The 24,169-nt window shown below is 59.1% G+C and carries 20 protein-coding genes and 1 pseudogene; 13 read left to right on the plus strand and 8 right to left on the minus strand.

The window, feature by feature from the left end; all coding sequences use genetic code 11:
• Positions 1-77: 77 nt before the first annotated feature.
• Positions 78-2,282 carry an OsmC domain/YcaO domain-containing protein gene (locus BMY54_RS13380; protein ID WP_093433227.1) on the minus strand — a complete coding sequence of 735 codons (2,205 nt, stop codon included), beginning with the start codon at positions 2,280-2,282 and terminating at the stop codon, positions 78-80.
• Between the two features lie 221 nt (positions 2,283-2,503).
• Here BMY54_RS13380 and BMY54_RS13385 point away from each other — a divergent pair, with 221 nt between their 5' ends.
• On the plus strand, positions 2,504-5,116 hold the full coding sequence (locus BMY54_RS13385) for a bifunctional diguanylate cyclase/phosphodiesterase (protein WP_093433230.1): 2,613 nt from the start codon (positions 2,504-2,506) through the stop codon (positions 5,114-5,116).
• A 44-nt stretch (positions 5,117-5,160) separates the two neighbouring features.
• On the opposite strand, the gene BMY54_RS13390 is transcribed toward BMY54_RS13385, so the two are convergent.
• Complete coding sequence (locus tag BMY54_RS13390; RefSeq protein ID WP_093433233.1) at positions 5,161-5,376, minus strand: hypothetical protein; 216 nt, start codon at positions 5,374-5,376, stop codon at positions 5,161-5,163.
• A 211-nt stretch (positions 5,377-5,587) separates the two neighbouring features.
• Positions 5,588-6,403 carry a polyphosphate kinase 2 gene (gene ppk2, locus BMY54_RS13395; protein ID WP_093433236.1) on the minus strand — a complete coding sequence of 272 codons (816 nt, stop codon included), beginning with the start codon at positions 6,401-6,403 and terminating at the stop codon, positions 5,588-5,590.
• A 189-nt stretch (positions 6,404-6,592) separates the two neighbouring features.
• On the opposite strand from ppk2, the gene BMY54_RS13400 reads away from it, so the two are divergent.
• The 3 genes from BMY54_RS13400 to BMY54_RS13410 all read left to right on the plus strand — a co-directional run bounded on the left by BMY54_RS13400 (position 6,593) and on the right by BMY54_RS13410 (position 10,139).
• Positions 6,593-8,722 (plus strand): TonB-dependent receptor family protein, encoded by a 2,130-nt coding sequence (locus BMY54_RS13400; RefSeq protein WP_093433243.1) that lies wholly within the window; start codon positions 6,593-6,595, stop codon positions 8,720-8,722.
• A gap of 59 nt (positions 8,723-8,781) precedes the next feature.
• Positions 8,782-9,573, plus strand: coding sequence for an enhanced serine sensitivity protein SseB (sseB, locus tag BMY54_RS13405; protein ID WP_093433247.1), 792 nt, complete (start codon positions 8,782-8,784; stop codon positions 9,571-9,573).
• Positions 9,574-9,677: 104 nt separating this feature from the next.
• Positions 9,678-10,139 (plus strand): hypothetical protein, encoded by a 462-nt coding sequence (locus BMY54_RS13410; RefSeq protein WP_093433250.1) that lies wholly within the window; start codon positions 9,678-9,680, stop codon positions 10,137-10,139.
• 94 nt (positions 10,140-10,233) lie between these two features.
• Here BMY54_RS13410 and BMY54_RS13415 read toward each other — a convergent pair whose 3' ends face one another.
• Positions 10,234-10,497: a hypothetical protein gene (locus BMY54_RS13415; protein WP_093433253.1), complete on the minus strand. Its 264-nt coding sequence runs from the start codon at positions 10,495-10,497 to the stop codon at positions 10,234-10,236.
• A 34-nt stretch (positions 10,498-10,531) separates the two neighbouring features.
• A complete protein-coding gene (gene msrA, locus BMY54_RS13420; RefSeq protein WP_093433256.1) occupies positions 10,532-11,038 on the minus strand; it encodes a peptide-methionine (S)-S-oxide reductase MsrA in 507 nt (168 codons plus the stop codon).
• 93 nt (positions 11,039-11,131) lie between these two features.
• Here msrA and BMY54_RS30740 point away from each other — a divergent pair, with 93 nt between their 5' ends.
• Positions 11,132-11,509: a hypothetical protein gene (locus BMY54_RS30740; protein ID WP_093433258.1), complete on the plus strand. Its 378-nt coding sequence runs from the start codon at positions 11,132-11,134 to the stop codon at positions 11,507-11,509.
• Positions 11,510-11,653: 144 nt separating this feature from the next.
• Positions 11,654-12,121, plus strand: a complete 468-nt coding sequence (locus BMY54_RS13430; RefSeq protein ID WP_093433260.1) for a hypothetical protein — start codon at positions 11,654-11,656, stop codon at positions 12,119-12,121.
• A 35-nt stretch (positions 12,122-12,156) separates the two neighbouring features.
• Here BMY54_RS13430 and BMY54_RS13435 read toward each other — a convergent pair whose 3' ends face one another.
• Positions 12,157-13,374: an MFS transporter gene (locus tag BMY54_RS13435; RefSeq protein WP_093433262.1), complete on the minus strand. Its 1,218-nt coding sequence runs from the start codon at positions 13,372-13,374 to the stop codon at positions 12,157-12,159.
• A gap of 131 nt (positions 13,375-13,505) precedes the next feature.
• On the opposite strand from BMY54_RS13435, the gene BMY54_RS13440 reads away from it, so the two are divergent.
• Positions 13,506-14,120: a TetR/AcrR family transcriptional regulator gene (locus BMY54_RS13440; protein WP_093433264.1), complete on the plus strand. Its 615-nt coding sequence runs from the start codon at positions 13,506-13,508 to the stop codon at positions 14,118-14,120.
• 174 nt (positions 14,121-14,294) lie between these two features.
• Here BMY54_RS13440 and BMY54_RS30880 read toward each other — a convergent pair.
• Positions 14,295-14,605: pseudogene (locus tag BMY54_RS30880) on the minus strand (hypothetical protein).
• A gap of 230 nt (positions 14,606-14,835) precedes the next feature.
• Here BMY54_RS30880 and BMY54_RS13450 point away from each other — a divergent pair.
• The 5 genes from BMY54_RS13450 to BMY54_RS13470 all read left to right on the plus strand — a co-directional run bounded on the left by BMY54_RS13450 (position 14,836) and on the right by BMY54_RS13470 (position 20,922).
• Positions 14,836-15,897, plus strand: a complete 1,062-nt coding sequence (locus BMY54_RS13450; RefSeq protein ID WP_256573891.1) for a fimbrial protein — start codon at positions 14,836-14,838, stop codon at positions 15,895-15,897.
• Positions 15,898-16,179: 282 nt separating this feature from the next.
• A complete protein-coding gene (locus tag BMY54_RS13455) occupies positions 16,180-16,728 on the plus strand; it encodes a fimbrial protein (protein WP_093433268.1) in 549 nt (182 codons plus the stop codon).
• Positions 16,729-16,819: 91 nt separating this feature from the next.
• Positions 16,820-17,560: a fimbrial biogenesis chaperone gene (locus tag BMY54_RS13460; protein WP_093433270.1), complete on the plus strand. Its 741-nt coding sequence runs from the start codon at positions 16,820-16,822 to the stop codon at positions 17,558-17,560.
• Between the two features lie 75 nt (positions 17,561-17,635).
• On the plus strand, positions 17,636-20,140 hold the full coding sequence (locus BMY54_RS13465) for a fimbria/pilus outer membrane usher protein (protein WP_093433272.1): 2,505 nt from the start codon (positions 17,636-17,638) through the stop codon (positions 20,138-20,140).
• Between the two features lie 419 nt (positions 20,141-20,559).
• Positions 20,560-20,922, plus strand: coding sequence for a DUF6124 family protein (locus tag BMY54_RS13470; RefSeq protein ID WP_093433274.1), 363 nt, complete (start codon positions 20,560-20,562; stop codon positions 20,920-20,922).
• 1,162 nt (positions 20,923-22,084) lie between these two features.
• On the opposite strand, the gene BMY54_RS13480 is transcribed toward BMY54_RS13470, so the two are convergent.
• Positions 22,085-22,888: a 2OG-Fe(II) oxygenase gene (locus BMY54_RS13480; RefSeq protein WP_093433278.1), complete on the minus strand. Its 804-nt coding sequence runs from the start codon at positions 22,886-22,888 to the stop codon at positions 22,085-22,087.
• 267 nt (positions 22,889-23,155) lie between these two features.
• Here BMY54_RS13480 and BMY54_RS13485 point away from each other — a divergent pair, with 267 nt between their 5' ends.
• On the plus strand, positions 23,156-24,127 hold the full coding sequence (locus tag BMY54_RS13485) for an AraC family transcriptional regulator (protein ID WP_093433280.1): 972 nt from the start codon (positions 23,156-23,158) through the stop codon (positions 24,125-24,127).
• Positions 24,128-24,169 lie beyond the last annotated feature (42 nt).

The following is a 24,169-nucleotide window of genomic DNA, read 5'->3' on the forward strand; positions in this document are numbered from 1 at the left end:
GCTGAATAGGCAAAACATCGCGCGTAAAGAAAAGCCAGGCAACTGCCTGGCTTTTCTGGTCAGCGGAAATAATGTAGTCAGTGCGAAGAAGCCGTCACATTCGCCCGCGCCGTGTGCAGCTTTTTATAGCTCTCGATCAAGCGCAAATGCCGATCCAGTCCTTCCAGCTTCATGCTCGTCGGCGTCAGGCCATGGAAACGCACGCTACCGTTGACCGAGCCAATCGCTGCATCCATACGCTCGTCACCGAACATCCGGCGGAAGTTGGCTTCGTAGTCTTCCAGCTCGAGGTCTTCATCGAGTTCCATCTCCAGCACCACGTTGACCGCTTGATAGAACAAGCCGCGCTCAACGGTGTTGTCGTTGTATTGCAGGAAAGCTTCAACCAGATCCTTGGCCTGCTCGTACTTCTGCAGCGCGAGGCAGATCAGCAGGCGCAGTTCCAGAATGGTCAGCTTGCCCCACGGCGTGTTGTCGTCGAACTCGACGCCGATCAGTGTGGTGATCTCGGTGTAATCGTCCTGCTCGCTGTTTTCCAGGCCTTGGGCGAGGTTGCGCAGGCCGACCTTGCTCAGGGTGTGCAGGTTGAGGATGTCGGCACGGAATTGCAGGGCTTTGTTGGTGTTGTCCCAGATCAGGTCTTCGACCGGGTAGATCTCCGAGTAGTCTGGCACCAGAATCCGGCAGGCCTTGGCGCCGATATGCTCGTAGACCGCCATGTAGACTTCTTTGCCCATGTCTTCAAGGATACCGAACAGCGTTGCAGCCTCTTCGGCGTTGGAGTTTTCGCCATCGCCTGAGAAGTCCCACTCGACGAATTCGAAGTCCGGTTTGGCACTGAAGAAGCGCCACGACACCACACCGCTGGAATCGATGAAGTGCTCGACAAAGTTGTTCGGTTCAGTGACAGCCTGGCCGGAGAACGTCGGCTGCGGCAAGTCGTTCAAACCTTCAAAACTGCGGCCCTGCAACAGCTCGGTGAGGCTGCGCTCCAACGCCACTTCCAGGCTCGGGTGCGCGCCGAACGAGGCGAACACGCCGCCGGTGCGTGGGTTCATCAGGGTCACGCACATCACCGGGAATTCGCCGCCCAGCGACGCATCCTTGACCAGCACCGGGAAGCCCTGCTCTTCCAGGCCTTTGATGCCTGCGAGGATGCTCGGGTATTTCTCCAGCACTTCTTGCGGCACGTCCGGCAGGGCCATTTCGCCTTCAAGGATTTCGCGTTTGACCGCGCGCTCGAAGATCTCCGACAGGCACTGCACTTGCGCTTCGGCCAGGGTATTGCCGGCGCTCATGCCGTTGCTGAGGTAAAGGTTTTCGATCAGGTTGGACGGGAAGTACACCACTTCGTTGTCGGACTGGCGCACGAACGGCAGCGAGCAGATGCCACGCTGGGTGTTGCCGGAGTTGGTGTCGAACAGGTTCGAGCCACGCAATTCGCCGTCACGGTTGTAAATCTTCAGGGTGTACTCGTCGAGAATTTCGCTCGGCAACTCGTCCTTTGGCCCTGGCTTGAACCACTTCTCGTCCGGGTAATGCACGAACTCGGCGTTAGCGATTTCTTCGCCCCAGAACTGGTCGTTGTAGAAGAAATTGCAGTTCAGGCGCTCGATGAACTCGCCCAGCGCCGAGGCCAGTGCGCCCTCTTTAGTTGCGCCCTTGCCGTTGGTGAAGCACATTGGCGAATGCGCATCGCGAATGTGCAGCGACCAGACATTGGGCACGATGTTGCGCCACGAGGCGATTTCAATCTTCATGCCGAGGTCGGCGAGGATGCCCGACATGTTGGCGATGGTCTGCTCCAGCGGCAGGTCCTTGCCGGCGATGAAGGTGCCTGCGTCCGAACCGCCCACCGGCATCAACAAGGCCTGGGCATCGGCGTCGAGGTTGTCTACTTCTTCGATGATGAATTCCGGCCCAGTCTGCACAACCTTCTTCACCGTGCAGCGGTCGATGGAACGCAGGATGCCCAAACGATCCTTCTCGGAGATGTCCGCCGGTAATTCCACCTGGATCTTGAAGATCTGGTTGTAGCGGTTTTCCGGGTCGACGATGTTGTTCTGCGACAGGCGAATGTTTTCCGTCGGGATGCTGCGCGTGTCGCAGTACAACTTCACAAAGTACGCCGCACACAACGCCGACGACGCCAGAAAGTAGTCGAACGGCCCCGGTGCCGAACCATCGCCCTTGTAGCGGATAGGCTGATCGGCGATCACCGTGAAGTCGTCGAACTTGGCTTCAAGTCGAAGGTTGTCGAGAAAATTGACCTTGATTTCCATGCGGGATTACCAGAATACGGCTAAACGAATGGCCGCCATTATCCGGTTTTTGCGCGGGAAGTCTTGCCCTTTCGGGATTGGCCGCTGATCGGCGCGCTGCACTTGGGGAGGCAAATCACGCGGGTTTCACTACGCTTTCAATGCAGTCCCCCAGAAGAATCTGAACATTGCGCCCGCGCCGTGGCTCTAGATTCAGAAGACAGCGGATCAAGGACGAGCACATGGACCTTTCCAGCTTTGCAGCCCCGCTTCCACCGCGCCAGAGCGCCGTCACCCGCCGCCTGGCCTTCGCGGTCGGTGCGCTGTTTGTCAGTGGCGTGATTGCCGCCGCCGTTGCCTTGCTCGGCATTGCCGAACGCCTCGACAACGACGAGATCAACAAAACCCGCTTCTATTCCGCTCGCGCGCTGGAAAACCGCATCACCGCCTCGAAAAACTACATCACCAGCTACGCCTACTGGACCACGGCCTACGAGCATTTGAGCGGTCAGGTCGACACCGACTGGGCCTACACCGAGCAGAACCTCGGCAAGACCCTGTTCACCACCGACGGTTATGACGGCGTGTTCGTGCTCAACCGTGAAGGCACCCGTTACGCGGTGGTGCGCGGGCAAATGGTCGATGCCGAGTTGTCCGCGTTCGTGCAGGTGAGCGCCACGGAGTTACTCGATCAAGCGTTGGGCCAAGGTGATCTGACCAAGCCAGTCAGTCGCTATTCACTGTTCGAAGGCTGGCCGGCGCTGGTCTCGGCGGCAGCGATTATTCCCAACGATGAGCGACCACTCGGCGACCCGCAGAAAACTTCGGTGCTGGTGTTCGTCGACAAACTCACGCCGACCAAATTGCGTCTGATCGGCAGCGGTTACGGCTTGAACAACCTGACCCTGGCGCCGGACGAGACGCTCGACCCGCAGCGCCCACGAGTACCGCTGGACAACACCGGTTACAGCCTGATCGCTGATCTGGAGCGACCTGGGCTACATTTATTGTGGTCATTGTTGCCGCCACTCGGCGCGACGATAGTGGTGCTAATGCTGCTGACCGCGTACTTCTTCCGCCACGCGTTGCGGTCATCGCAGTACGTCGATCAGAGTTTTGCTGTCATGCAGACTTCCAATCACGCACTGGAGAACGCCAACCGCGAACTGGAAGCCAGCGAAGAACGCTTTCGCGCGGTGGCCGAAGCCGCGTCGGACTGGATCTGGGAAGTCGACCGCACCCTGGCACTGACCTACCTTTCGGCACGCTTCAGCGCAGTGACCGGTTACCCGCAAACCCTCTGGCTGGGGCAAGACATCGGTCAGCTTCTGCTTTGCGACACCACGCCTCTGGAACTGTGGCTGAGGAATCTCACCGAGCAAGACAGCGCCAGTGACTTGCGTTGCACCTACCGTGACCACGCCGGCCAGCAACGCCACTGCCGGCTCTCCGCCCGGCCGATCTTCGACAAGCACGCGGTCATCGGCTATCGCGGCACCGCCAGCGACATCACCGACGAAGTGGCAGCCCATGCGCAAATCCAGCATCTGTCGATGCACGACGCCCTCACCGGCCTGCCCAATCGCAACAAACTCGCGCGTTATCTGGATGAAGCGCTGCTGCTCAAGGAGCACGCGCCGCCGCTGTCGCTGCTGATGATCGACCTCGACAACTTCAAGCCGATCAACGATTCGCTCGGCCACCCGGCCGGTGATGCCGTGCTGCAGGAAGTCGCCGTACGCCTGCGTGAATGCACTCGCGAACTGGACATCGTCGCGCGTCTGGGCGGCGATGAATTCATCGTGGTGCTTAATGGCATGGACAGCCATCACGAAATCGACAAGTTCTGCACCCGCCTGATCGCCAGCCTGCATCAACCGGTGGTCTTCGAGCAGCATCCGCTGCACATCGGCGCCAGCATCGGCATCGCGCTCAGCCGGCGCCACAGTTATGTGCCCAGCGACCTGATCCGTTACGCCGACATTGCCCTGTATCAGGCCAAATCCGAGGGCAAGAACACCTGGTGCTATTTCGAAGCGCACATGAGCGATCAGATCCAGACCCGCCGACAACTTGAGGATGACCTGCGCCATGCGCTCAAGCACAACGAATTCATCCTGCACTATCAGCCGCGCTACAAGATCGATGGCAAGCACATCGTTTCGGTCGAAGCGCTGGTGCGCTGGCAACATCCGACCAAAGGCCTGCTCGGCCCTGACCTGTTCATTCCGTTGGCGGAGCAAACCGATCTGATCGTTCCGCTGGGTCGCTGGGTATTGCGCGAAGCCTGCGAAACCGCGCTCGGCTGGCCGGAAGACATCCTGCTCTCGGTCAATCTGTCGCCGGCGCAATTTGCCCTCAGCGATGTGGTCGAGGATGTTCGCGAAGTGCTGGTACAGACCCGTTTCCCGGCCAGTCGCCTGGAACTGGAGATCACCGAGAACGTGATGCTCAACGACACCGACTGCGCGCTGACCACCATGAATGCCCTGAAGGAATTGGGTGTGCGCCTGAACATGGACGACTTCGGCACCGGTTACTCATCGCTCGGTTACCTGCGCGCCTACCCGTTTGACGGGATCAAGATCGACAAGCGTTTTATCGCCTCGATCAGCAGCGGCACTAACGATCGCGCGGTGGTGCAGGCGATCATCGGCCTGGGCAAGGCCATGGGCCTGACCGTGACTGCCGAAGGGGTCGAAACTGAAGAACAGCTGGATATTCTCGGGGTCGATCAATGCAATGAGGTGCAGGGTTACTTCATGAGCCGGCCGATCGACAAAGCAGCGTTTGCGCGGTTGCTGCAGGATTCCAGAGGTGCACAGTTGAAAGCGAAGACAGGTCGTGTGACCTGAACGGCTACAGGGCGGATCCATCGCTGTAGCCGTTTGCGGCGGGTTCAACCGTTTGATCGCCCCGTATCCCCGATGAACACATTGCCCGCATCCCGCACCAGTTGCCGCCATTCGGCGCTGGTGATCAGTCCCTGCTCCTCCATTTCATCGGCTGCCTTGAGCAGTTCGTCGTACTGCTCTTCCGGGTCCAGACGCATCTGCGATTGCGTCGCCAGCTTTCGCCATGCCGCCAGTTTTTCTTGTTTGCGCTGATCGAACATCGGGAATGATCTCGTGAGGGACTTCCCCGGTAGAAAGAAAGGTCAGCGCAGTGGTTCAGCGCAGTCGACGGATGGACTGTTTGCTTCGGATACACCACCGAACCCTGTAGGAGTGAGCCAGCTCGCGATAGCGGATTGTCTGTGGCGGATGTGTTGGCTGAAACACCGCTATCGCGAGCAGGCTCACTCCTACAGGGATTGTGGCAGTTTGTCAGAACTTCTCGGCCACGCGCCGGTATGGATAATGCGGATCCCGGTACTTGCCCGGTTTCTGCCGTTTGGGCAGCTCGATTTTCTCGCGTTTCACATCCTCATACGGAATGCGGCTGAGCACATCGGTGATGATGTTCAGCCGTGCGCGGCGCTTGTCGTTGGAGTCGGCCACCAGCCACGGCGCGTGTTCGGTGTCGGAGTGTTTAAACATTTCATCCCGCGCCCGTGAGTAGTCGTACCAGCGGCTGTAGGACTTCAAGTCCATGGGTGTCAGTTTCCAGGTCTTGCGACCATCGTTGATTCGCGCTTCGAGCCGGCGGGTCTGCTCTTCGGGGCTGACTTCCAGCCAGTACTTGAGCAGGATTACTCCGGACTGGACGATGGCGTGTTCAACCAAGGGAATCGATTTGAGAAATTTGTCAGCCTGCTCGTCGGTGCAGAAGCCCATCACCCGCTCGACACCGGCGCGGTTGTACCAGCTGCGATCGAAGATCACTACTTCGCCCGCTGCCGGTAGATAAGGCAGATAACGCTGCACATGCATCTGGCTTTTCTCGCGATCGGTCGGTGCCGGCAACGCCACCACGCGAAAGACACGCGGGCTGACGCGCTCGGTCAACGCCTTGATCGTGCCGCCCTTGCCGGCGCCATCGCGCCCTTCAAAAACGATGCAGACCTTGACGCCCTTGGCGATCACCCATTCCTGCAACTTGACCAGTTCGACATGCAGTTTGCGCAACTGGTCGAGGTAATCCTTGTTTTTCAGCTTCAGACTTTCAGGCGCTGTGGCGGCCTTCTTTTTGCCTTTTGCCATGACCTTGGCCCTCTCCAATAAATGCAGAAACAGACTGTTGATTGACGGGATACACCAGACACGTGAGGTTAGTTCATGCCGTGCTGTTTGCCATTGCCGGGCAAAAAGCAAAATTGCCATGTGTTTCCTTCGTTCTTTGTTGCGTCGCACTGTTCATTGCCCTGCCCTTGTCTGCCTGGAGTTTTCTCGATGCCCGCGTCCAAATCCCTGCCCGCCGCCCTGCTCGGTCTGGCTCTCGCCGGCCCGGCAATGGCCGAGACTCAAGGTCTGGAACTGGGGCAAGTGCTGATTTCGGCCGACGAGCAAAGCGGCTCAGACGCGAGCATTGAAGAGGCCAAAACCCGTCTTGAACAGGTCCCCGGCGGCACCAACGTGGTCGACATGCGTCAGCCGTTGCAGGGCCGCGTGGCGAGCAATCAGGATGTGCTGGCGTATCAGCCCGGGGTTTATGCGCAGTCGGCGGGCAACGAAGGCGTGAAGATCTCGGTGCGTGGCTCGGGCATTAACCGCGCGCCGGGCGCCCATGCGTCGGGGCTGTACACGATGCTCGACGGTCTGCCGCTGAGCGGTCCGGGCGGCACGCCGTATGAATTGCTTGAACCGCTGTGGGTCGATCACGTTGAAGTACTGCGCGGCGCCAACGGTTTTGATCGCGGTTCGCTGGCGCTGGGTGGCGCCATCGATTACGTCAGCCACACCGGTTACAACGCACCGAAACTGCAGGTACGCTACGCCACCGGCAGCCACGGGTATCAGCAGCGCCAGGTCAGTTCCGGACAAGTGCTAGGCGACTTCGATTACTACGTGTCGCTCACCGACTCCAACGCCGACGGCTACCAGGATCACACCGCCAGCGAAAGCAAAGGCGTGATCGCCAACTTCGGCTATCGCTTCAACCCGAACCTGGAAACCCGCTTCTATATCCGTTACCGCGAGACCGACAACGACCTCGCCGGCCGCGTGACCAAGCACTCCATCGAGCACTCGCCTCGCGCGGCCAATCCGTCCTATGTGGCACGCGATGACAGCCGCAAGCAGCCGGGCAGCACGTTCATCGGCAACAAGACCACTTATTACATCGACGACGATTCAAGCATTCAGACCGGTCTCGTTTACCACGACTACCCGATGGACCTGCGCGAAGGCCCGAACCGCTTGAAAGTCGCCTACACCGACGTCAGCGGCACCTTCGACTACAAACGCCGCGACACGATTTTCGGCATGGAAAGCCGCAGCAACGTCGGCCTGCGCGTGACCAAACACCTGCCCAACGACGGCGCCAGCGAGTTCGTGCGCATTCCCACCGCGCCCAACACCGTCAGCTACGTGCCCGGCACGCGCATGCGCAATTTCACCTATCAGGGTTCCGACACCGTTCTGCACTTTGGCAACGACCTGGAAATCGCCGACGACCTTTGGCTGACCACTGGCCTCGCCGCTATCTACACCCGCCGCGAAAGTGCCGTGACCTATCCGCAGAGCGGCGGCAAAACCAGCATGAACGACTGGGATTACGCGCCACGCCTCGGCCTGCGTTACCAGATCACCCCGGATCTGCAAGTATTCGGCAACCTCAGCCGATCGGTTGAAGCGCCGCATCCGTGGTCGCTGATCTACAGCTCCAACGTGCGCTTCCCCGCCGGCAATGGCGCGGCGACCGGCACGCAGAAAGACCCGATCAAACTGCAGAACCAGACCGCGACCACACTGGAACTGGGCGGTCGTGGTGACAGCACAATCGGCGATTGGAGTCTGGCGTGGTATTACGCGCAAGTGCGGCATGAATTGTTGTCGGTGTTGCCAGATGCCAATGCCGTCACGCCGTATGAGTTGAACGCCAGCCCGACCGTGCACCAAGGTGTCGAAGCGAGTCTCAACAGCCAACTCTGGTCTGCCGCCGATGGCCGCCAGTTGCGCCTGCGTCAGGCGTATACCTTCAGCGATTTCCACTATCGCGACGATGATCGTTTTGGTGACAACCGCTTGCCGGGATTGCCGATGCACTACTACCAGGGTGAGCTGCGTTACGACTGGCCGCAGGGGTTCTTTGCCGCGGTCAACACGCAACTGGTGTCGAAAGTTGCCGTGGATTACGCCAACAGCTACTACGCCGACCCTTACGCATTGTTTGGCGCGACGCTGGGCTACAACGCGCCGAAAGGTGACTGGCAGACGTGGGTGGATATGCGCAACCTGACCAACAAACACTACGCGGCAACGGTCACGCCGGGGTATGACGACAAGGGACTGGATGCTGCGCGGTCTACGCCGGGTGAAGGGATGGGGGTTTATGTCGGGGTGTCGTGGAGTTTGCTCTGACACGAGCCGGTGGCGAAAACCCAAGTCAGCAACTTTCTAGCGAGTCACGGATGGACATTATGGATAACCCGCAAGAAAACCCACTGGAAAAATCGCTCAGGCTGGCCGCCGACGAGCCCGCGCACCGGCCTGAGTTCTTCACCACACTGCTGAACTCGCCGGTTTACATCCTCGGCACTACGGGCACGGCAGACGGCGTGGTCAATCTCGAAGCCGGCAGCAACATCAGCATCGCGCATTGGGAAAAACCGGATGGCACCTCGGTCATTCCGTTCTTTTCGTCACTGCAAACCCTGCAACAGTCGATCAACAGTGAAGAGACGTATCTGGAGTTGCCGGCCAGGTCTCTGTTCGAGATGACGCTGGGCGCGCAGCTTTTTCTGAACCCGAAATCGCCTTACGGCAAAGAGTTCTTCCCGCAGGAAGTGGCCAATCTGCTTTCCGATGAAGTCGGCCAGACCGCCACTTCACGCACCGTCGAAAAAGAAACCAAAGTCCTGCTCGGCCAGCCTTCGCAATACCCGACACAAATGATCCATTCGCTGACGCAGTTACTCGCCAAACATCGCAATGTGAAGCGTGGGTTTCTGGCGTTGATGCACGACACTTCGGTGGACGAAAAACCGCACTTGATCGTCGGGATCGAGGCGGACGGCGATGTTCAGCGGGTCATGCGCGAAGCCGGCAATGTCGCCGGGGACACGGCGCCGGATGGCGAGCCCGTTGACCTGTTCCGCGTCTGCGAAGGTGAGTTGGGGCTGAGCGATTACTTTCTCAAGCAAACAACGCCCTTCTATGAGCGCAACTGGGGCAGCAAGCTGCGTTCATTGTTTGGCCTGGGCAAAGCTTGAGCGCTGGCGCTCTGTTGGCAAACGCCCGCTCGCAATCAGCAGATCAATAAAGTCAGACGCCCGTCTGATCGTGAATCAACTTTGAGTAAAAACAGGTTTTATCGATGAAAAAGATTGTCCTTCCCTTGGTCATGGCGCTGTTGTGCCTGCAAGGTTGCGCAGAAATGCCAGCGTATTCCAACGTCGGCGCCACCACCGCAGCAGACGAGTCGCGCTACACCGTGGTCGAAACCGACACCTATGCCGGCAGGCCCCAGCGGCACTTTGCCGACGGCGAGGCGAACCTGAACATCATCCGGATCAACGATGAAAAAGTCGGCAACATCCCGTTCTCCACGTACTACTACAAAAACGATTCGCCGCAGCGCGCGGTGCTAAAACCGGGCACCTATACCATCCAACTGGAATACCGATTGCCGCTACATTTCATGTATGCGGATCTGAAGTTCGATGGCAAGCCGGGCCAGAAAATCATGGCGCGCTCGCAATACGTTGGCCTCAATCGTCTGCAAGTCTGGCTGGAGGACACCGCCACCGGGGAAGTCGTGAGTACGCGTGTGAATTGAACACCGTTGCCGCGCCACTCGGGCGCCATCCTGCAACAGATGGCCCCGAAAGGAGGGCTTCAGCCCAGTCGCATCGACAGCTCAATGTCAGTGCTTATGTGCTGGCGCTGGATGGGCGACAGATCGCCCAGCCCAGGTCTCTGTAGGACGTCTTGTCTTGTTCGGGAAAGTCAGTCCGGTACTCGCCCCACTGCATGTGCGCATAGTACTTGGTCATCGCTTCGAAATGACTGTCAGCCTCGACCTCCCAAACAAGCTTCGCGTCCGAATCCATAAGTGCACGCGCACCATCACCTTGAGCACCGGCCAGACAAAAGGTCTGACAGCCATCAGGTTCCTGCCAAAGCTCATGATTCATATTTGAGGTTCTGTCGTTTTAGGTCGTTTTGGACTCACCCGCGTTTCGGCAACTTCCAGTTCGGCCGAATGAAATGGCAGGTGTAGCCATTCGGAATACGCTCGAGGTAATCCTGATGCTCCGGCTCCGCTTCCCAGAACGGCCCCGCCGGTTCGATTTCGGTCACCACGCGACCTGGCCACAGTTTTGAGGCGTCGACGTCGGCCGCGGTGTCTTCGGCAATGTCGCGTTGCGCTTCGCTGAGGTAGTAAATCGCCGAACGATAGCTGCGCCCGAGGTCATTGCCCTGCCGGTTGGCTGTGCTCGGGTCGTGGATCTGGAAGAAGAACTCGAGGATCTGTCGATAGCTGATCACCGCCGGATCGAAGGTGATTTCGATAGCTTCGGCGTGGTCACCATGGTTGCGATAAGTAGCGTTCGGCACTTCGCCGCCGGTGTAACCGACGCGAGTCTGCAACACGCCGGGATAGCGCCGCAGCAGATCCTGCATGCCCCAGAAGCAGCCGCCGGCGAGGATGGCGGTTTCGGTTTGAGTGGTCATGGGTTGTGGCTCCTCTCGGAAGTAGTACGCGAGTGTACTTTTACAGGTCAGTGATGAGTACCATAAACGCAGATTCCAGACCGAGGAAACGCTATGCCGCTGCTCACATGGGACCCTTTTGACCTTATTGCTGCGCTAGGCGTGATTCCCGATCAGGACGGGCATGGAACATCCCATCAATACTTGATCGAACAGGGTTCTATCAGCCTGAAGCTGACGATCTGGCAATACGATTCGGATGTAGAGATTCAGGTCTGGGAAAGATCATTACCCAACCCCATTATCAAATACACAATGCTGGGCTGCCCCGGTATCCGTGTGATTGACGATAAACGCGGGAAATTTGTTGAATTCGCCGCGTCGGACACCTTCACCGGGCGATATGACGGTTACTCAGTCATTCCCTTTGGCCTGAGATTGTGGGTGGATCCACAGATTTTTCTGGAGCCGTTCAGCTATCCAGCGGCCTAGGTTCAACAGCGTTTAAATACGCCTGGTGCAAGTCGGCCTTCAGTATCCCTCAAGGCTGGCGATAACCTGTTCGGTTGTTCAGTCGGGCGTGGGCATTTTCGCACTGATTCACCCGCCAATCCTCTATTGATCATGGACTCTCCAATGCTCCACCGTATCCACGCCGATTATCACCAGGCGAAATGCAACCGTAGCGCCTGCGCCTGGCTGTTTATCGACGGCATCCCCATCGAGCAATGGCTCAACGAGCATCTCGAATATCCCGACCTCGACTTGAATGGTTTGTCGTTGATGTGGTTGCTGGACGAGGAAGAAGACGCCCTCGCCCAACGCCGTTTCGCGCCTGCAGAACACGGTTCGTCCACGCTTGTACCGCTGCTGGTCTGCAGCGATGACATGAACTTCGATTGCTTTGTGCTGATGACCGAACAGGTGATCGATGGCGACACTTTGCACTGGCGTCGGTTTGGTTTGAGCGTTTCCAGCGGCCTGGAAGTCGGCATCAGCACGCGGTGGGACGCCGATAGCCGCCCGGCCAGTTTTTCCCTGGCACAGTTTCGCGGCGCGCTGGAGGATTTTTACAGGCTGATGAAAGCCGGGGGCGCCGAGTAGCAGGCTACACCGCCACCGCCCGACACCTCCGGGCATCAGTGCCCGGCAACCGCCGCCGCTCCAGCAACACGCGGCCCCGACCTGAACCCGTGCACCCGTGCGGCGAACGCAATGGCAAACCCCACACTCACCAGCACCACCATCGCCCACGGAAACGAGGCAACACCCCATCGATCCAGCAGCACCCCGCCGACCACGCCGCTGCCCGCGATCGCGCTATTCCACGCCACCACATTCAACGACAACGCCACGTCCGCGCCATCCCCCGCCGCATCCGCCAGAGCCGTCTGCAACAGCGTCGCCGCACCGCCAAAACTCAATCCCCACACCAACACGCCCAGATAAATCACCTCCGGCACCCGTCCGTAAAAGCCGAACCCTACGCACACCAGTGCAAACGTGGCCAGACTCACCAGAACGGTCTTGCGCAACAGCGGCTCAACCAGTTTCGCCGTCAGCCAGATCCCCGCCAACGCCGCGAGACCAAACACCAACAACACCAGATCCACGCGATCCGCCAGCCCCGCCGGAGCCACAAACGGCGCGATGTAGGTGTAGAGAATGTTGTGCGCCAGCATCCAGCTGATCACCACCGCCAGCACCGGTCGGACGCCCGGCGTCGTCAGCACATCGCGCAGCGACAGGCGCTGATGCGCAGGCTGTGGTGGATAGTCGGGGACTTTCACCAGCACCCAGACGATCAAAATCAAAGTCAGCCCGGACATAATGCCGAACGTCGTACGCCAACCGACCAGCCCTCCCAGCCATGTGCCGAGCGGCACCCCCAAAGACAAGGCAATCGGCGTACCGACCATCGCCAGTGCCAACGCCTTACCCTGCTGATCAGGGTCGACCATCCGCCGCGCATAACCGGCCAACAAACTCCACGCCAGACCTGCCGCAACCCCGGCGAAAAACCGCGCCACCAGCGTCACACCATAATGCGACGACAACGCCGTGATCGAATTGAACAGCAGAAAACCAACGATGGTCAGCAGCAACACATTGCGCCGACGCCAGCTGCGCGTGGCAATGGTCATCGGAATCACCGCCAGCACCGAGCCCAGCGCATACGCGGTGACCATCTGCCCGGCCATCGAAGGCGAAATCGCCAAGCCTTCGCTGATCAGCGGCAACAGCCCGGCGGGCAGGGTTTCGGTAACGATGCAGATGAAACCGGTCATGGCCAGCGCCAGCAGCGCGCCGATGGGCAGGCGTTTGGGCGCTGCCGATAGAGTCATTGAGGGTGTCACGGGGAACTCCTTGAGTTTTGAATATCAGACTTTCGTACCGATCGATATAAAATACTGGCGGCAGTCGAGGCACGTTGTCAACGACTTATGTATCGACTAGTATCCAAATCACTTTCCGAGGAGTTTCAGCTATGGCCAGAACCGGCCGCCCCCGCGCTTTCGATCGCGACGACGCCGTCGACCAGGCCATGCAATTGTTCTGGCAGCACGGCTACGACTCGACCTCCCTCGCCCTGTTGAAGGCGCAGTTGGGCGGCGGCATCTCCGCGCCAAGCTTCTACGCCGCATTCGGCTCAAAAGAAGCCTTGTTCGATGAGTGCGTGCAGCGTTACCTCACCACCTTCGCCCAGGTCACCGAATGCCTGTGGGACGAAACCCTGCCGCCACGCCAAGCCATCGAGACCGCGCTGCGCCAGTCGGCACGCATGCAATGCGATGACGGCCACCCCAAGGGCTGCATGGTCACCCTCGGCGTCATGAGCGCGCCCAGTCCGGAAAACGCCGGTGTCGTCGAAGTCCTCACCCACTCCCGCGCCCGCACACGCGCCGGGATTCGAGCGTGTGTCGAGCGAGGTCTGCGTGAGGGTCTGTTAGCGGAGAACACGAACGTAGCCGCCATGGCGACGGTGTTCGACAGCTTCCTACAGGGGATTTCCATCCTGGCTCGGGATGACACGCCGCTGGAGAGCATTGATGCGGCGATTACGCAGGTGATGTGGACTTGGGATGTGATGGCGAAGAGTTGACGTCTACATTGCCCCCACTTAATCTGCGCCCATCTCGCCCAAGGCAGTACGCGGTCCTAACCATCCAGGACACGCCAAACCCTTGGGCGTTTTACTATCCGGAAGAAAGCAGGACCACTGTGGGATTGAATCTCAAGATGCGTTCAATGCGGAACAAGCAACAAACCTTGAGCGCTACGCGACCACCTCAACATAACTCGACTGCCCGCCCCCTCGGCCCCCGACAACCAACCCCACACAAACCGCAACGTCGTCCGCCCCGCCTCATCCCCCCCCACAACGCCCCTCGACCAATCCGCACGAATCTCGCCATCCGTGGTGATGCACTGATAAAGCAGCTCGACACTGTCAGGCCCGGTCACTCGGCCAACCTGGTTACCCATGGGAATATGCCCACCCGCGTAAGTCCCCCAAACTGCCGCGCCTTCGACGAAGTAGTGAAACACCGTGCGCGCATCGGACCACCCCTGAGCATTGCGGATTATGGGCGGTGAAGCTGTTTACCACGCCAACGCGGTGACACTCACCCTGGGCGTCGGCGCCTGTCTGGCAGGGAAATTCTCTGGGAAATTTCCTACAAGCCAGCGGGAAGCCGGCTATTCAATGCGCGCCTCGTGATCCTGATAATTCAGCCCTTCGTTGGCCGACGCCAACAACGTCCAGATGCAGTCAGCCTGCATTGAATGGCCGTTTTCTTCTCAGGAGGGCACACACCATGAAGATCGGGTTAGGGATGCTGGGCGGGCTTGGCGCATCGGCGTTGATGCTGATGGCGGCGCCGGCGATGGCGGCTTGCACCTGGGCGACGGGCAACAATACGGTCAAGCAGTTGACGCTCACCGGCGGCGCGGTATTCGCGCCGCGAGACGTACCGATCGGCACCACGTTGAACACCAACGGCACCATGCGCCAGCTGAATTTCGGTGACACCTTGCAGTGTTATGGGACCGCTTCCTATAACACGACACTGGTCGGTCCGGTGGCGGTGAACATTCCGGTGGACGTGATGAATGTGCCAGCCAATGCCTTACTGCAGACCAACGTGCCCGGCATTGGCCTGGCCATCTACATGACGGGTTTCGCTGCCGCCTGGATTCCGCCGCCGGGTAACCCCAGCCGATTCATTCCCTTCAACATGAATCGTACCGCTCCAAGCCAGGCGAACATGAACCAGGCGATGATGCGTTATGCGCTGATCAAGACCGGTGACATCGCGCCCGGCACCCACACCATCAATCAACTGGTCGCCACTGGCACTTCGGACATGGGTCCAATGTTCGACCTGACCTTCACCGCCACCGTAACCCTGGCCGGTTGCTCTCTGCCGGCCGCACCCGGCAACCAGATCAACGTGCCAATGGGCACCTGGGAAAAACGCGTATTCAACGGCAAAAACTCCACCACCCAAGCCCAGCCGTTCGCCATTACCCTCAACGCCTGCATCGCCGGCAACAACTATCCGTCGAACACCAACGGCTACTTCAACGGCAACTTCGCCAACATTCAGATCGATGCCGACAAGACCTCAACCATCCTCGACGCGGCCAACGGTGTCCTGAGCCTGTCGCGCGATTCGACGGCGCAAGGCGTGGCCATTCAAGTGTTGCAGGACAACGGCACGCCGATGAATCTGGGTCAGCCCGTGCGCCTCAATCGCATCGTCAACGGCGTGACGTCAGTGCCGCTCCGAGCCCGTTATATCCAGACCGGCGATGGGCCGACGCCGCAGCCCGGCACCGCCAACGGCCATGCGAGTTTCACCGTAACTTACCGCTGAAATCCGCCAACAAAAATCCACCTGTTTTTCCCGACGCTCCCCTTTGCCATCGCCTATTTCGCGCGGTGCCAAAGGCGGGGCGTTTTTTTGGCGACGACTTATTGATCGCATAGCAGCGCTAGGAATTTTCCTACAAGCAAAGGGATTTTCCCTACATAGCGCCCGGATCCGCATCCCGATAATGAGCCTCAGACGCCACGCTCTACCCCGACGGGATGGCGACGTCGATCCGTCTCAGGGCCTTCGGGCTTCAGGACATTTACTCAATATCTGGAAGTGATCATGAAAAATTTTGCGCTCAAAGGTTTGTCCCTGGCCCTGGTTCTGGCAGCCGCTTCGCAAGCTGCAATGGCCGCCGACGGTGAAATCAACTTTGTCGGCAGCGTGACCGACAACACCTGCCCGGTCGTGGTTTCCGACCTCAACGGTTCGGCCGGTGCCGGCGACGTTGGCCTCGGCAGTGTGCCGGCGACCTCTCTGGCCACGGCCGGTGCAGTGGCGGGTGGCGGCGCGTTCACCCTGACCATTGACACCACCGCACCGGGCTGCAACGTCACCGGCAAGAAAGCCGTGGTCAAGTTCCTTTCGCTGAGCGGCAACGCCGGCTCCAGCGGCCAGTGGATCGGCCTGCTGCCGGAAGCCGGCGTGGCCACCAACGTCGCCGTGCAGATCAAAGATGCGTCCGGCAAAGACGTGCAACTGGGCCTGGAATCCTCGCCTTATCTAGACCTGACCCAGCCGCTGCGCTTCACCGCCAACTACGTCGCCACCGGCGCAGCCACTTCCGGTCCGGCCAACGCCAAAGCCGCGTTTACCGTCGACTACCAATAAGTCCGGTCAGCCTCCGGCGGCGATTGGCGCCGCCGGATGCCCTTCCCTTTGCCACGGTTTTTGTGGCCGTGCCGACAAGAGGATGAACGCAATGAACCCAGTAAAAAACCCCTTCAAAACCGCATCGGTATTGGCCGTGTTGTTGAGCGCAACGCTGCTCAGCAGTTTCAGCCAGGCCGGTGTGATGCTCGGCGGCACGCGTATCGTGTACGACGGCAACAAACGCGATGCCTCGATCACGGTCAGCAACACCACGGCCGAGCCCTACGCAGTGCAAGCCTGGATCAACACCGAGGCCGACGACAACACCACTGCGACCCCGTTCGTGGCCACCCCGCCGCTGTTTCGCCTCGATCCGCGCAAAGAGCAAATGGTGCGCATCCAGAAAGTCCCCGGCGATCTGCCGCAGGACCGCGAATCGGTCTTCTACTTCAACGCCCAGGAAATTCCGCTGGCCGGCAAGGCCGACGCCAACACCCTGAAAATCGCCATGCGCACGCGGATCAAAGTCTTCTATCGCCCGCCCACCCTCAAGGGCAGTGCGATGGATGCGCCGCCACAACTGCGCTGGAGCCTGCAACAGGAACAAGGCAAACCGGTGCTGGTGGTCAACAACCCGACAGCGTTTCACGTGTCGTTTATCGGCGTGAAAGTCGAGGCCGGTGCGCAAGTCGTTGAAGTCAACGAACCAAAAATGGTCGCACCGATGAGCAGCCAGCGTTATGCGCTGCCGGGTTTCAGCGGCCGCAGCGGCGCGGTGGTGTTCTCCGCGATCAACGACTACGGCGGTTACAGCGAGCCGAAAAAAGTCGAGCTGAGCAGCGCCCCGTAACACCGTCACCCCTTTCCTTGCGAACCTGCCTGCACGCTGCCGATGCCGCGTGGCGGCCGAGTGTTGAGTATTGTCATGCGAATCGAAGCCCTGAACCGTCATCGTCAGTCCGCGCCTTTTGTTCCATTGCATCTGTCGGTCGCCATCCTCGCGGCGCTGATGGGCAGCTCGGCGAGCGCAGACGAGCCGGCGAAGTTTGATGCCAGCTTCATGCAACCCTTCGGTGGCGCCAGCGCCGGGCCCAACCTCGATCTGGACGCCATCGCCAACAGCGGCAGCATCGGCCCCGGCACGTATCCGGTGGTGATCCGGCTGAACCAGAGCTTTTTCGACCGCCGCGACATGACCTTCGCCAAGGACGCAAAAAGTGCTGAAGTGCGCGCCTGCCTGTCCGAGGCGTTTCTCAAGGAACTTGGGGTCAAGGTCGAGGCGTTCCTGACCCCGGGCGAAACATTCCCGGCGTGCATCGACCTTGCCGAACTGATCGAAGGCGCTTCGGTGAGCTTCGACGCCGGGCGGCTGGCCCTCGACATCAGCGTGCCGCAGATCGCTCTGCGCCGCGATGCCGCCGGTTATGTTGCCCCCGAAGAATGGGATCGCGGGATCAACGCGGCAATGCTCAACTATCAGTTCTCGGCGGCCAACACCCAGTCCGACGCCCGTGGCAACGGCACGCAATACAACCTCTACGCCAACGGCGGATTCAACCTCGGCGACTGGCGTTTTCGCTCCAGCTCCTCGTTCCGTCAGGACGAAGACGGCCAGCAGGATTGGCAGCGCAGCAACACCTACGCACAGCGCGATTTGACCGCGATCAAAGGCACCCTGACCCTCGGCGAAAGCTTCACCCCGGGCGACGTGTTCGACAGCATTCCGTTTCGCGGCGCCCAGGTGGCGTCCGACATGGGCATGCTGCCGGACTCGATGCAGGGTTATGCGCCGATCATTCGCGGCATCGCCGAAACCCAGGCCAAAGTCGAAGTGCGCCAGAACGGCTACTCGCTGTACACCACCTACGTGGCGCCGGGCGCATTCGAAATCGACGACCTCAACGCAGCGTCGGGCAGTGGCGACCTGGAAGTGATCATCACCGAAGCCGACGGCCGCGAACGGCGCTTCACCCAGCCGTACGCCACGCTGGCCAACATGCTGCGGGAAAAAACCTGGCGTTACAGCGCCACCGCTGGTGAGTACAACGCGGTCGACGGCGGCCAGCGTCCGGTCTTCGCCCAGGCGTCGCTGGCGTACGGTTTGCCGTTCGACCTGACGTTGTATGGCGGCCTGTTGGGCGCTGACTTCTATCGCGCCGGCGTCGTCGGCGTGGGCAAAAGCCTCGGCAGTCTGGGCGCCGTGTCGCTGGACGTGACCCAGGCCCAGACCGACGTGCCAAGCGGCTCCGGCGTCGCGGCCGGCAAACAGAAAGGCCAGAGCTTTGGCGTGCGTTACGGCAAGGCTTTCGAAACCGGCACTTCGGTACGCTTCGCCGGCTATCGCTATTCCACCGAAGGCTATCGCGACTTTGATGAAGCGGTGCGCCTGCAAGAGCCGAATGAATTCAACACCTTCTCCAAGCGCAGCAAAATCGAAGCCAGCATCAACCAGGCGCTCGACAGCTACGGCTCGTTCTACCTGAACATGAGCAAACAGAATTATTGGGGCACCTCGCGCGAAGACAAACAGATGCAATTGGGCTTCAACACTCAGTACAAAGGCGTGACCTACGGCGTTTACGCGAGCAAGACCCTGACCGACAACTTCGGCCAGAACAATCAAGTGGTGTTCACCGTGTCGATGCCCATCGGCCAGACGCGCAGCACTGGCACCTACACCGTCACGCGCAACAACGACGGCAGCCTCGACCAGCGTGCCGGCCTGAGCGGGCGCGACGGCAACCTCAATTACAACGTCAACGCCAACCGCTCCGACAACGGCGGCAACAACGGCTCGGCCCTGATCGGCTATCGCGCACCGTTCGCCCAACTCGGCGCGGGCGTCAGCGTCGGCAGCGGCTACCGTCAGACCTCGGTGAGCGCCGCCGGCTCCGTGCTCGGCCACAGCGACGGCCTCGAATTCGGCCAGACCCTCGGCGAAACCGTGGCCCTGGTCGAAGTCAAAGACACCCCGGACGTCGGCGTCCTCAACGCCCCCGGCACCCTGACCAACGCCAAGGGTTACGCCCTCGTGCCGTACGTCACGCCGTACCGCAAAAACCGCGTGGCCCTCGACACCGGTGAGCTGGACAACAACATCGACATCGAAGAAGGCGTGACCAACGTCGTGCCCCGTCGCGGCGCCGTGGTCAAAGCCAGCTTCGCCGCCAGCCGCTCGGAAAAAGCCCTGCTCAACGTGCGCCTCAAGGACGGCCAACAACCGCCGTTCGGCACCCCCATCACCAACGAAAAAGGCGCCAGCGCCGGCGTCGTCGGCCAGGCCGGTCAAGTGTTGCTGTCGGTGGGTGAAGGCAAGGTCTACCAAATGAAATGGGGCGAAAAAGCCGAACAGAGCTGCCGCATCGAACTGGATGTAAGCAAAGCACCCATGGTGGATGGTTATCGCGTGGCGGACGCCGTGTGTAAGTAAAACCGGGGTTTTATGCGCGGTGATGATCGACGCTGTTTAAGGATGCCAGGCCTCACACGCCTGGCATTTCAACGACGGGTTTAAAAACGTTCCGAGATACGTCCGACAGGCTACAACGCCTTGCGCCGTTGCCTACGACTACGCCAGAATCCGCCGGCTTGTGCGCCGGGTGGGCGGGTTCTATCGTGGGTCGGTCACTGAATAGCAGTGATCGGGTTTGGTAGCCCGTGTATACAAGGTGCGCAATTCCACTATTGGCGAGAGTTTTCGCCTGGCTTTTATGGTGGTCATGCGCAGGGCGCTTTCGAGCGCGCCGGTTTTCCCTGTGTCCCGGTCTACCAACCTGTGCATGGCCGCCACCCATCGTTTGGTAGCGAGTGGGTGATGGCTCCTTTTAAGCGACACAAGGGAGTTACATCATGTTCAAGATCACACCGAATCCACCAGAAACCGATCCAATCTCAGGCGACGAATCCCCCGACGCCAAGAAATTCAACGAAGCCGTCGACCGCGCCCTCTCTCATTACCTCGGCCCTGCCCCGGAAATCATGCTCACCCCGTACCAAACCAACAAGATGTTTATCGCCAACCCGAACACCAAGACTGAGGAACTGCTGGTGAATGCCAGTGAATCACTCGGTTCGGCTTCGGTGATGCTTGGGGATGTTATCGGGCTGGTGCAGGGACCGGCACGCAAGACAATGCAAGGCATTGCGCAGGTGGTGATGCTTGGGGAGTTGGCGGTGAATCGGGCTTTGGATAACGTGGTTCCGGTGGAGTAACGAAAATTCCTCCATGACGGCTAGGATGTCGTCATGGAGGGGACCAGACTACGTCCCAGGACTGAAAATAAATCCATCCCCTTCTTCACGGTTGCCGTCCGGCCAAGTCACCTACTCGCACCATACATCGCACTTATCGCGTGTTCTCAGGTTTAGAAGCTCTGCACTTGTACATGCACCGACCGGGCTTCCCTCTAGAAATAACACTTCGTCTCCTTCTTCCCAGCCCAGGCAATAAGTTTGTGATTCGAATTTTTCCCCGTTGATAATGAAAAGCTCATCGTTATGAGCAACCTCGATTTTATAGCTCTCACGACCTGAGCTTCTGCTTGGTGTGCTGTAGAGTTTGCGTGGAACAGGAGACGCAACTGCGCGAGGTTGTTGGGAGCCGGATTGTGTACCACGAAGAGCTGCCGATTCTCTTTGAACGCATGCCACAAATAGCGAAGGCCCCAGCGATGTAGAGCAGGAGCTGAGCAACCATTGCTTTTGCTCTTCGGTAAGAGACGAAATGTTTGGCAATCCGCCTACCAAGGCAGCTTTCTCGCGTGTGAGGCAGTTAATGGTAAGAGACGGGCCGAGGGAGTCGGAGCAGCTTCCTATGACCCAAGCCCGCATCTCCGGATTTAGACTGGAAAGGTCTGGTTTTCCATGTGAAGCAGCTGATGCTTCCCGCACAACGCAGCTAGACCAAAGAGACGGTCCGAGGCTGCGAGTACAAGAGCGATTCACCCAATCGCGCGCGTCGGGAGATAGCTTAGATAAGGCCGCGTCAGGATCCTGAGCTATCGCTGGCTGAGCGACCAAAATCGTAAGAGTGGTTAAAAGCTTAAGTTGTAGTTGCATATGCCTCCAGCATCTAGCTGCCCTTTAGCAACATCGCTATCGCATTTAAACGCGAGGGTAATGTCGTATAACGTTCCTTGATTTCCCGTACGTCTTTGCTTTCCCTAGGCTGGCTATGGACAAAGCGAGCCTTCTCAAGGAGAAACACGATACAGATAATCAGCCAAGCTGCTTAATCAGTGTAGGCATCAAATTAAACAACACTGCCAGCATGCCAGCAGTTTCATTGACCGACTTTGGCGGAAAGCAGAACTAACGCCAGCTACTCACCACTCAGCACGTAAAAAATGACCATGCCCTTATACACGTCGTCGCCTCATCCTTTCTTCTTAAACACCTTCTCCACGTAATACCTCAAACTCCACCGATCCTTCGGACGCGGCTTATAGTGCGTTTTATTCCTCTGCCCCGGATCAACCCCCACCCCACTCGCCGTGTAGTAATAAAGCGCAATCGACCGCCGAGTGATGTGCTCCGGCGTAGTCAACGGCTCCGGATGCCCGTGATTGCTGTCCTTGTCCGTATTGAAAATCACACACCGGTTATAAATCGGTAGCACCTTCTTCAGACATTTCTTCATCCCCACATCCCAAAGCTCCAGGTTGCCGCCGTACGCCTCCTGCCAGTCCTCGGTCAGGTAAATGATCACGTTCAACCGCCGCTCAACGTTGAGCTTTTTGTTCAGCCGAAAATCCGAGTGCACGCCGAGGAAGCCGCCGGTTTTGGTTTCGTGCAGGCCGCCGCCCGCGAAATACGGATCAGGAATCAGCCCTTGAATGCCGGTGAGTTTTTCGAGGAATTCCAGCATGGGTGCGGAGTTGAAGGTGTTGAAGACGTTCTTCAGGTACGGGCTGCAGGCGTTGGGGCTGATCTGGCGTTTGAGTTGGCCTTTGTAGCCGCGCTCGTAGGTCTGTTCGTTTTGGGTCGGTTCGACCGGGAAGTGTTCGCGGATGCTGGCGATGACGTCGGCTTGCAGGAAGTTGTCGATGACGATGTGCGGGAATGGCGTGGCCTGGGTGTATTCGCTGGTGAGCGATTCGCCGAAAGCGCTGGCGGCGGTTTGGTCGAAGTCGAGTTCCGGGGACAGGCTGATGGGGAGTGTTTGTGTGTTGGCTTGCATTGCCGCTCCAATTGACTTGAATGCTTTCAGGTCTCGGTAAACAAGGCTAGGCGCTCGGCGCGATACCTTGGTTTTTTTGCTGAGTACGGATGCGAGCAGGTTGCCATGTCGGCCATAGCCTGCCGAGTGTCCGTTGCGTAAACGTGGGGCGGCGCTGTAACGGCATGTTTCTGACTGTCACAAACGCGTCATATTGCCTCTGCTAATCTGCTCGGCGCCCTGCCCTACACCCCAGTCCTAGAGCCCCCAATCGAAGGTGCCGCCAAGGTGTTTCCGACTCCCGTTCGCCAGCAAATCATCCTGCGCTCCGACAATCTCCGTTCCGATGACTTCGGCGCGTTGTTCTCCCGATTCTTCGGCAACCGTTATTCCGACTCCCCGCCGCTGCCGTCGAACATCATTATCGGCGGCGTTTACGGGCGGCACGATGGCGTCAGTTTCCGGCGCATGCATTACCACGGTGATTTCAGCGTTTCGTTTCCCGATCCGCAGGATGAGATTACGTTTGTGATCCCCACGGCGGGCAAGATTGTTTTCAACCACGCGACCGAGTCCATCGGTGTGACGCATGTAGGCCTGGCGGTTGATAAGGCCGATATTCGCTCGATGCGCTTTGTTGATGATCATGCGCATCACGGCATGTCGATCAATCGTCATCAACTCACAGAGCGGTTGTCGATGCTGTTGGATAAACCGATTCTGCAAAAGATCGTTTTTGCATCCAGCGTGGACCTGAACACTGCAGCGTTTCAGGGGATTCGGGCGTTGATTGATCTGGCAACGGGGGCGGAGTTTGATCTGTTGCTAAACAGCGGGACATTGATGCCGTCACGGTTGCGCGAGATGTTGATTGATGCGGTGCTGGAGGCGTGGCCGCATAATTTTTCCGAGGCATTGCAGCGGCCGACGCCGATGGTTGCGCCACGGCATGTGAAGTTGGCGGTGGAGTTTATTCAGGCGCATCCGGAGCAGTTGGTCAGTGGCGTGGATCTGGCGCGGTTGAGCCATGTCAGTCAGCGCGCGTTGCAGGAGGGATTTCGGCGGTTTGTCGGGATGTCGATTGTGGCGTATCAGCGGCAGGTGCGGCTGGAGCGGGCTTATGCGGTGTTGAAACAGCGGGGTTCGGGGTCGGTGACGGAGGTGGCGTTGCGGTTCGGGTTTAGTAATGTGGGGCGGTTTTGTCAGTATTTTCAGGGGGCTTTTGGGGTGAGTCCGGCGGAGTTTCGCGGGCGGAATTGATCGGTTCATAAGTTGGAAAGCTGACTGTGGGAGCGAGCTTGC

The organism is Pseudomonas sp. ok266 (assembly GCF_900110195.1).
GTDB lineage: Bacteria > Pseudomonadota > Gammaproteobacteria > Pseudomonadales > Pseudomonadaceae > Aquipseudomonas > Aquipseudomonas neuropathica.

Coding starts and splice junctions, on each gene's coding strand:
- BMY54_RS13380 (WP_093433227.1), bottom strand. CDS start 2,282: ATGGAAATCAAGGTCAATTTTCTCGACAACCTTCGACTTGAAGCCAAG.
- BMY54_RS13385 (WP_093433230.1), top strand. CDS start 2,504: ATGGACCTTTCCAGCTTTGCAGCCCCGCTTCCACCGCGCCAGAGCGCC.
- BMY54_RS13390 (WP_093433233.1), bottom strand. CDS start 5,376: ATGTTCGATCAGCGCAAACAAGAAAAACTGGCGGCATGGCGAAAGCTG.
- ppk2 (WP_093433236.1), bottom strand. CDS start 6,403: ATGGCAAAAGGCAAAAAGAAGGCCGCCACAGCGCCTGAAAGTCTGAAG.
- BMY54_RS13400 (WP_093433243.1), top strand. CDS start 6,593: ATGCCCGCGTCCAAATCCCTGCCCGCCGCCCTGCTCGGTCTGGCTCTC.
- sseB (WP_093433247.1), top strand. CDS start 8,782: ATGGATAACCCGCAAGAAAACCCACTGGAAAAATCGCTCAGGCTGGCC.
- BMY54_RS13410 (WP_093433250.1), top strand. CDS start 9,678: ATGAAAAAGATTGTCCTTCCCTTGGTCATGGCGCTGTTGTGCCTGCAA.
- BMY54_RS13415 (WP_093433253.1), bottom strand. CDS start 10,497: ATGAATCATGAGCTTTGGCAGGAACCTGATGGCTGTCAGACCTTTTGT.
- msrA (WP_093433256.1), bottom strand. CDS start 11,038: ATGACCACTCAAACCGAAACCGCCATCCTCGCCGGCGGCTGCTTCTGG.
- BMY54_RS30740 (WP_093433258.1), top strand. CDS start 11,132: ATGCCGCTGCTCACATGGGACCCTTTTGACCTTATTGCTGCGCTAGGC.
- BMY54_RS13430 (WP_093433260.1), top strand. CDS start 11,654: ATGCTCCACCGTATCCACGCCGATTATCACCAGGCGAAATGCAACCGT.
- BMY54_RS13440 (WP_093433264.1), top strand. CDS start 13,506: ATGGCCAGAACCGGCCGCCCCCGCGCTTTCGATCGCGACGACGCCGTC.
- BMY54_RS13450 (WP_256573891.1), top strand. CDS start 14,836: ATGAAGATCGGGTTAGGGATGCTGGGCGGGCTTGGCGCATCGGCGTTG.
- BMY54_RS13455 (WP_093433268.1), top strand. CDS start 16,180: ATGAAAAATTTTGCGCTCAAAGGTTTGTCCCTGGCCCTGGTTCTGGCA.
- BMY54_RS13460 (WP_093433270.1), top strand. CDS start 16,820: ATGAACCCAGTAAAAAACCCCTTCAAAACCGCATCGGTATTGGCCGTG.
- BMY54_RS13465 (WP_093433272.1), top strand. CDS start 17,636: ATGCGAATCGAAGCCCTGAACCGTCATCGTCAGTCCGCGCCTTTTGTT.
- BMY54_RS13470 (WP_093433274.1), top strand. CDS start 20,560: ATGTTCAAGATCACACCGAATCCACCAGAAACCGATCCAATCTCAGGC.
- BMY54_RS13480 (WP_093433278.1), bottom strand. CDS start 22,888: ATGCAAGCCAACACACAAACACTCCCCATCAGCCTGTCCCCGGAACTC.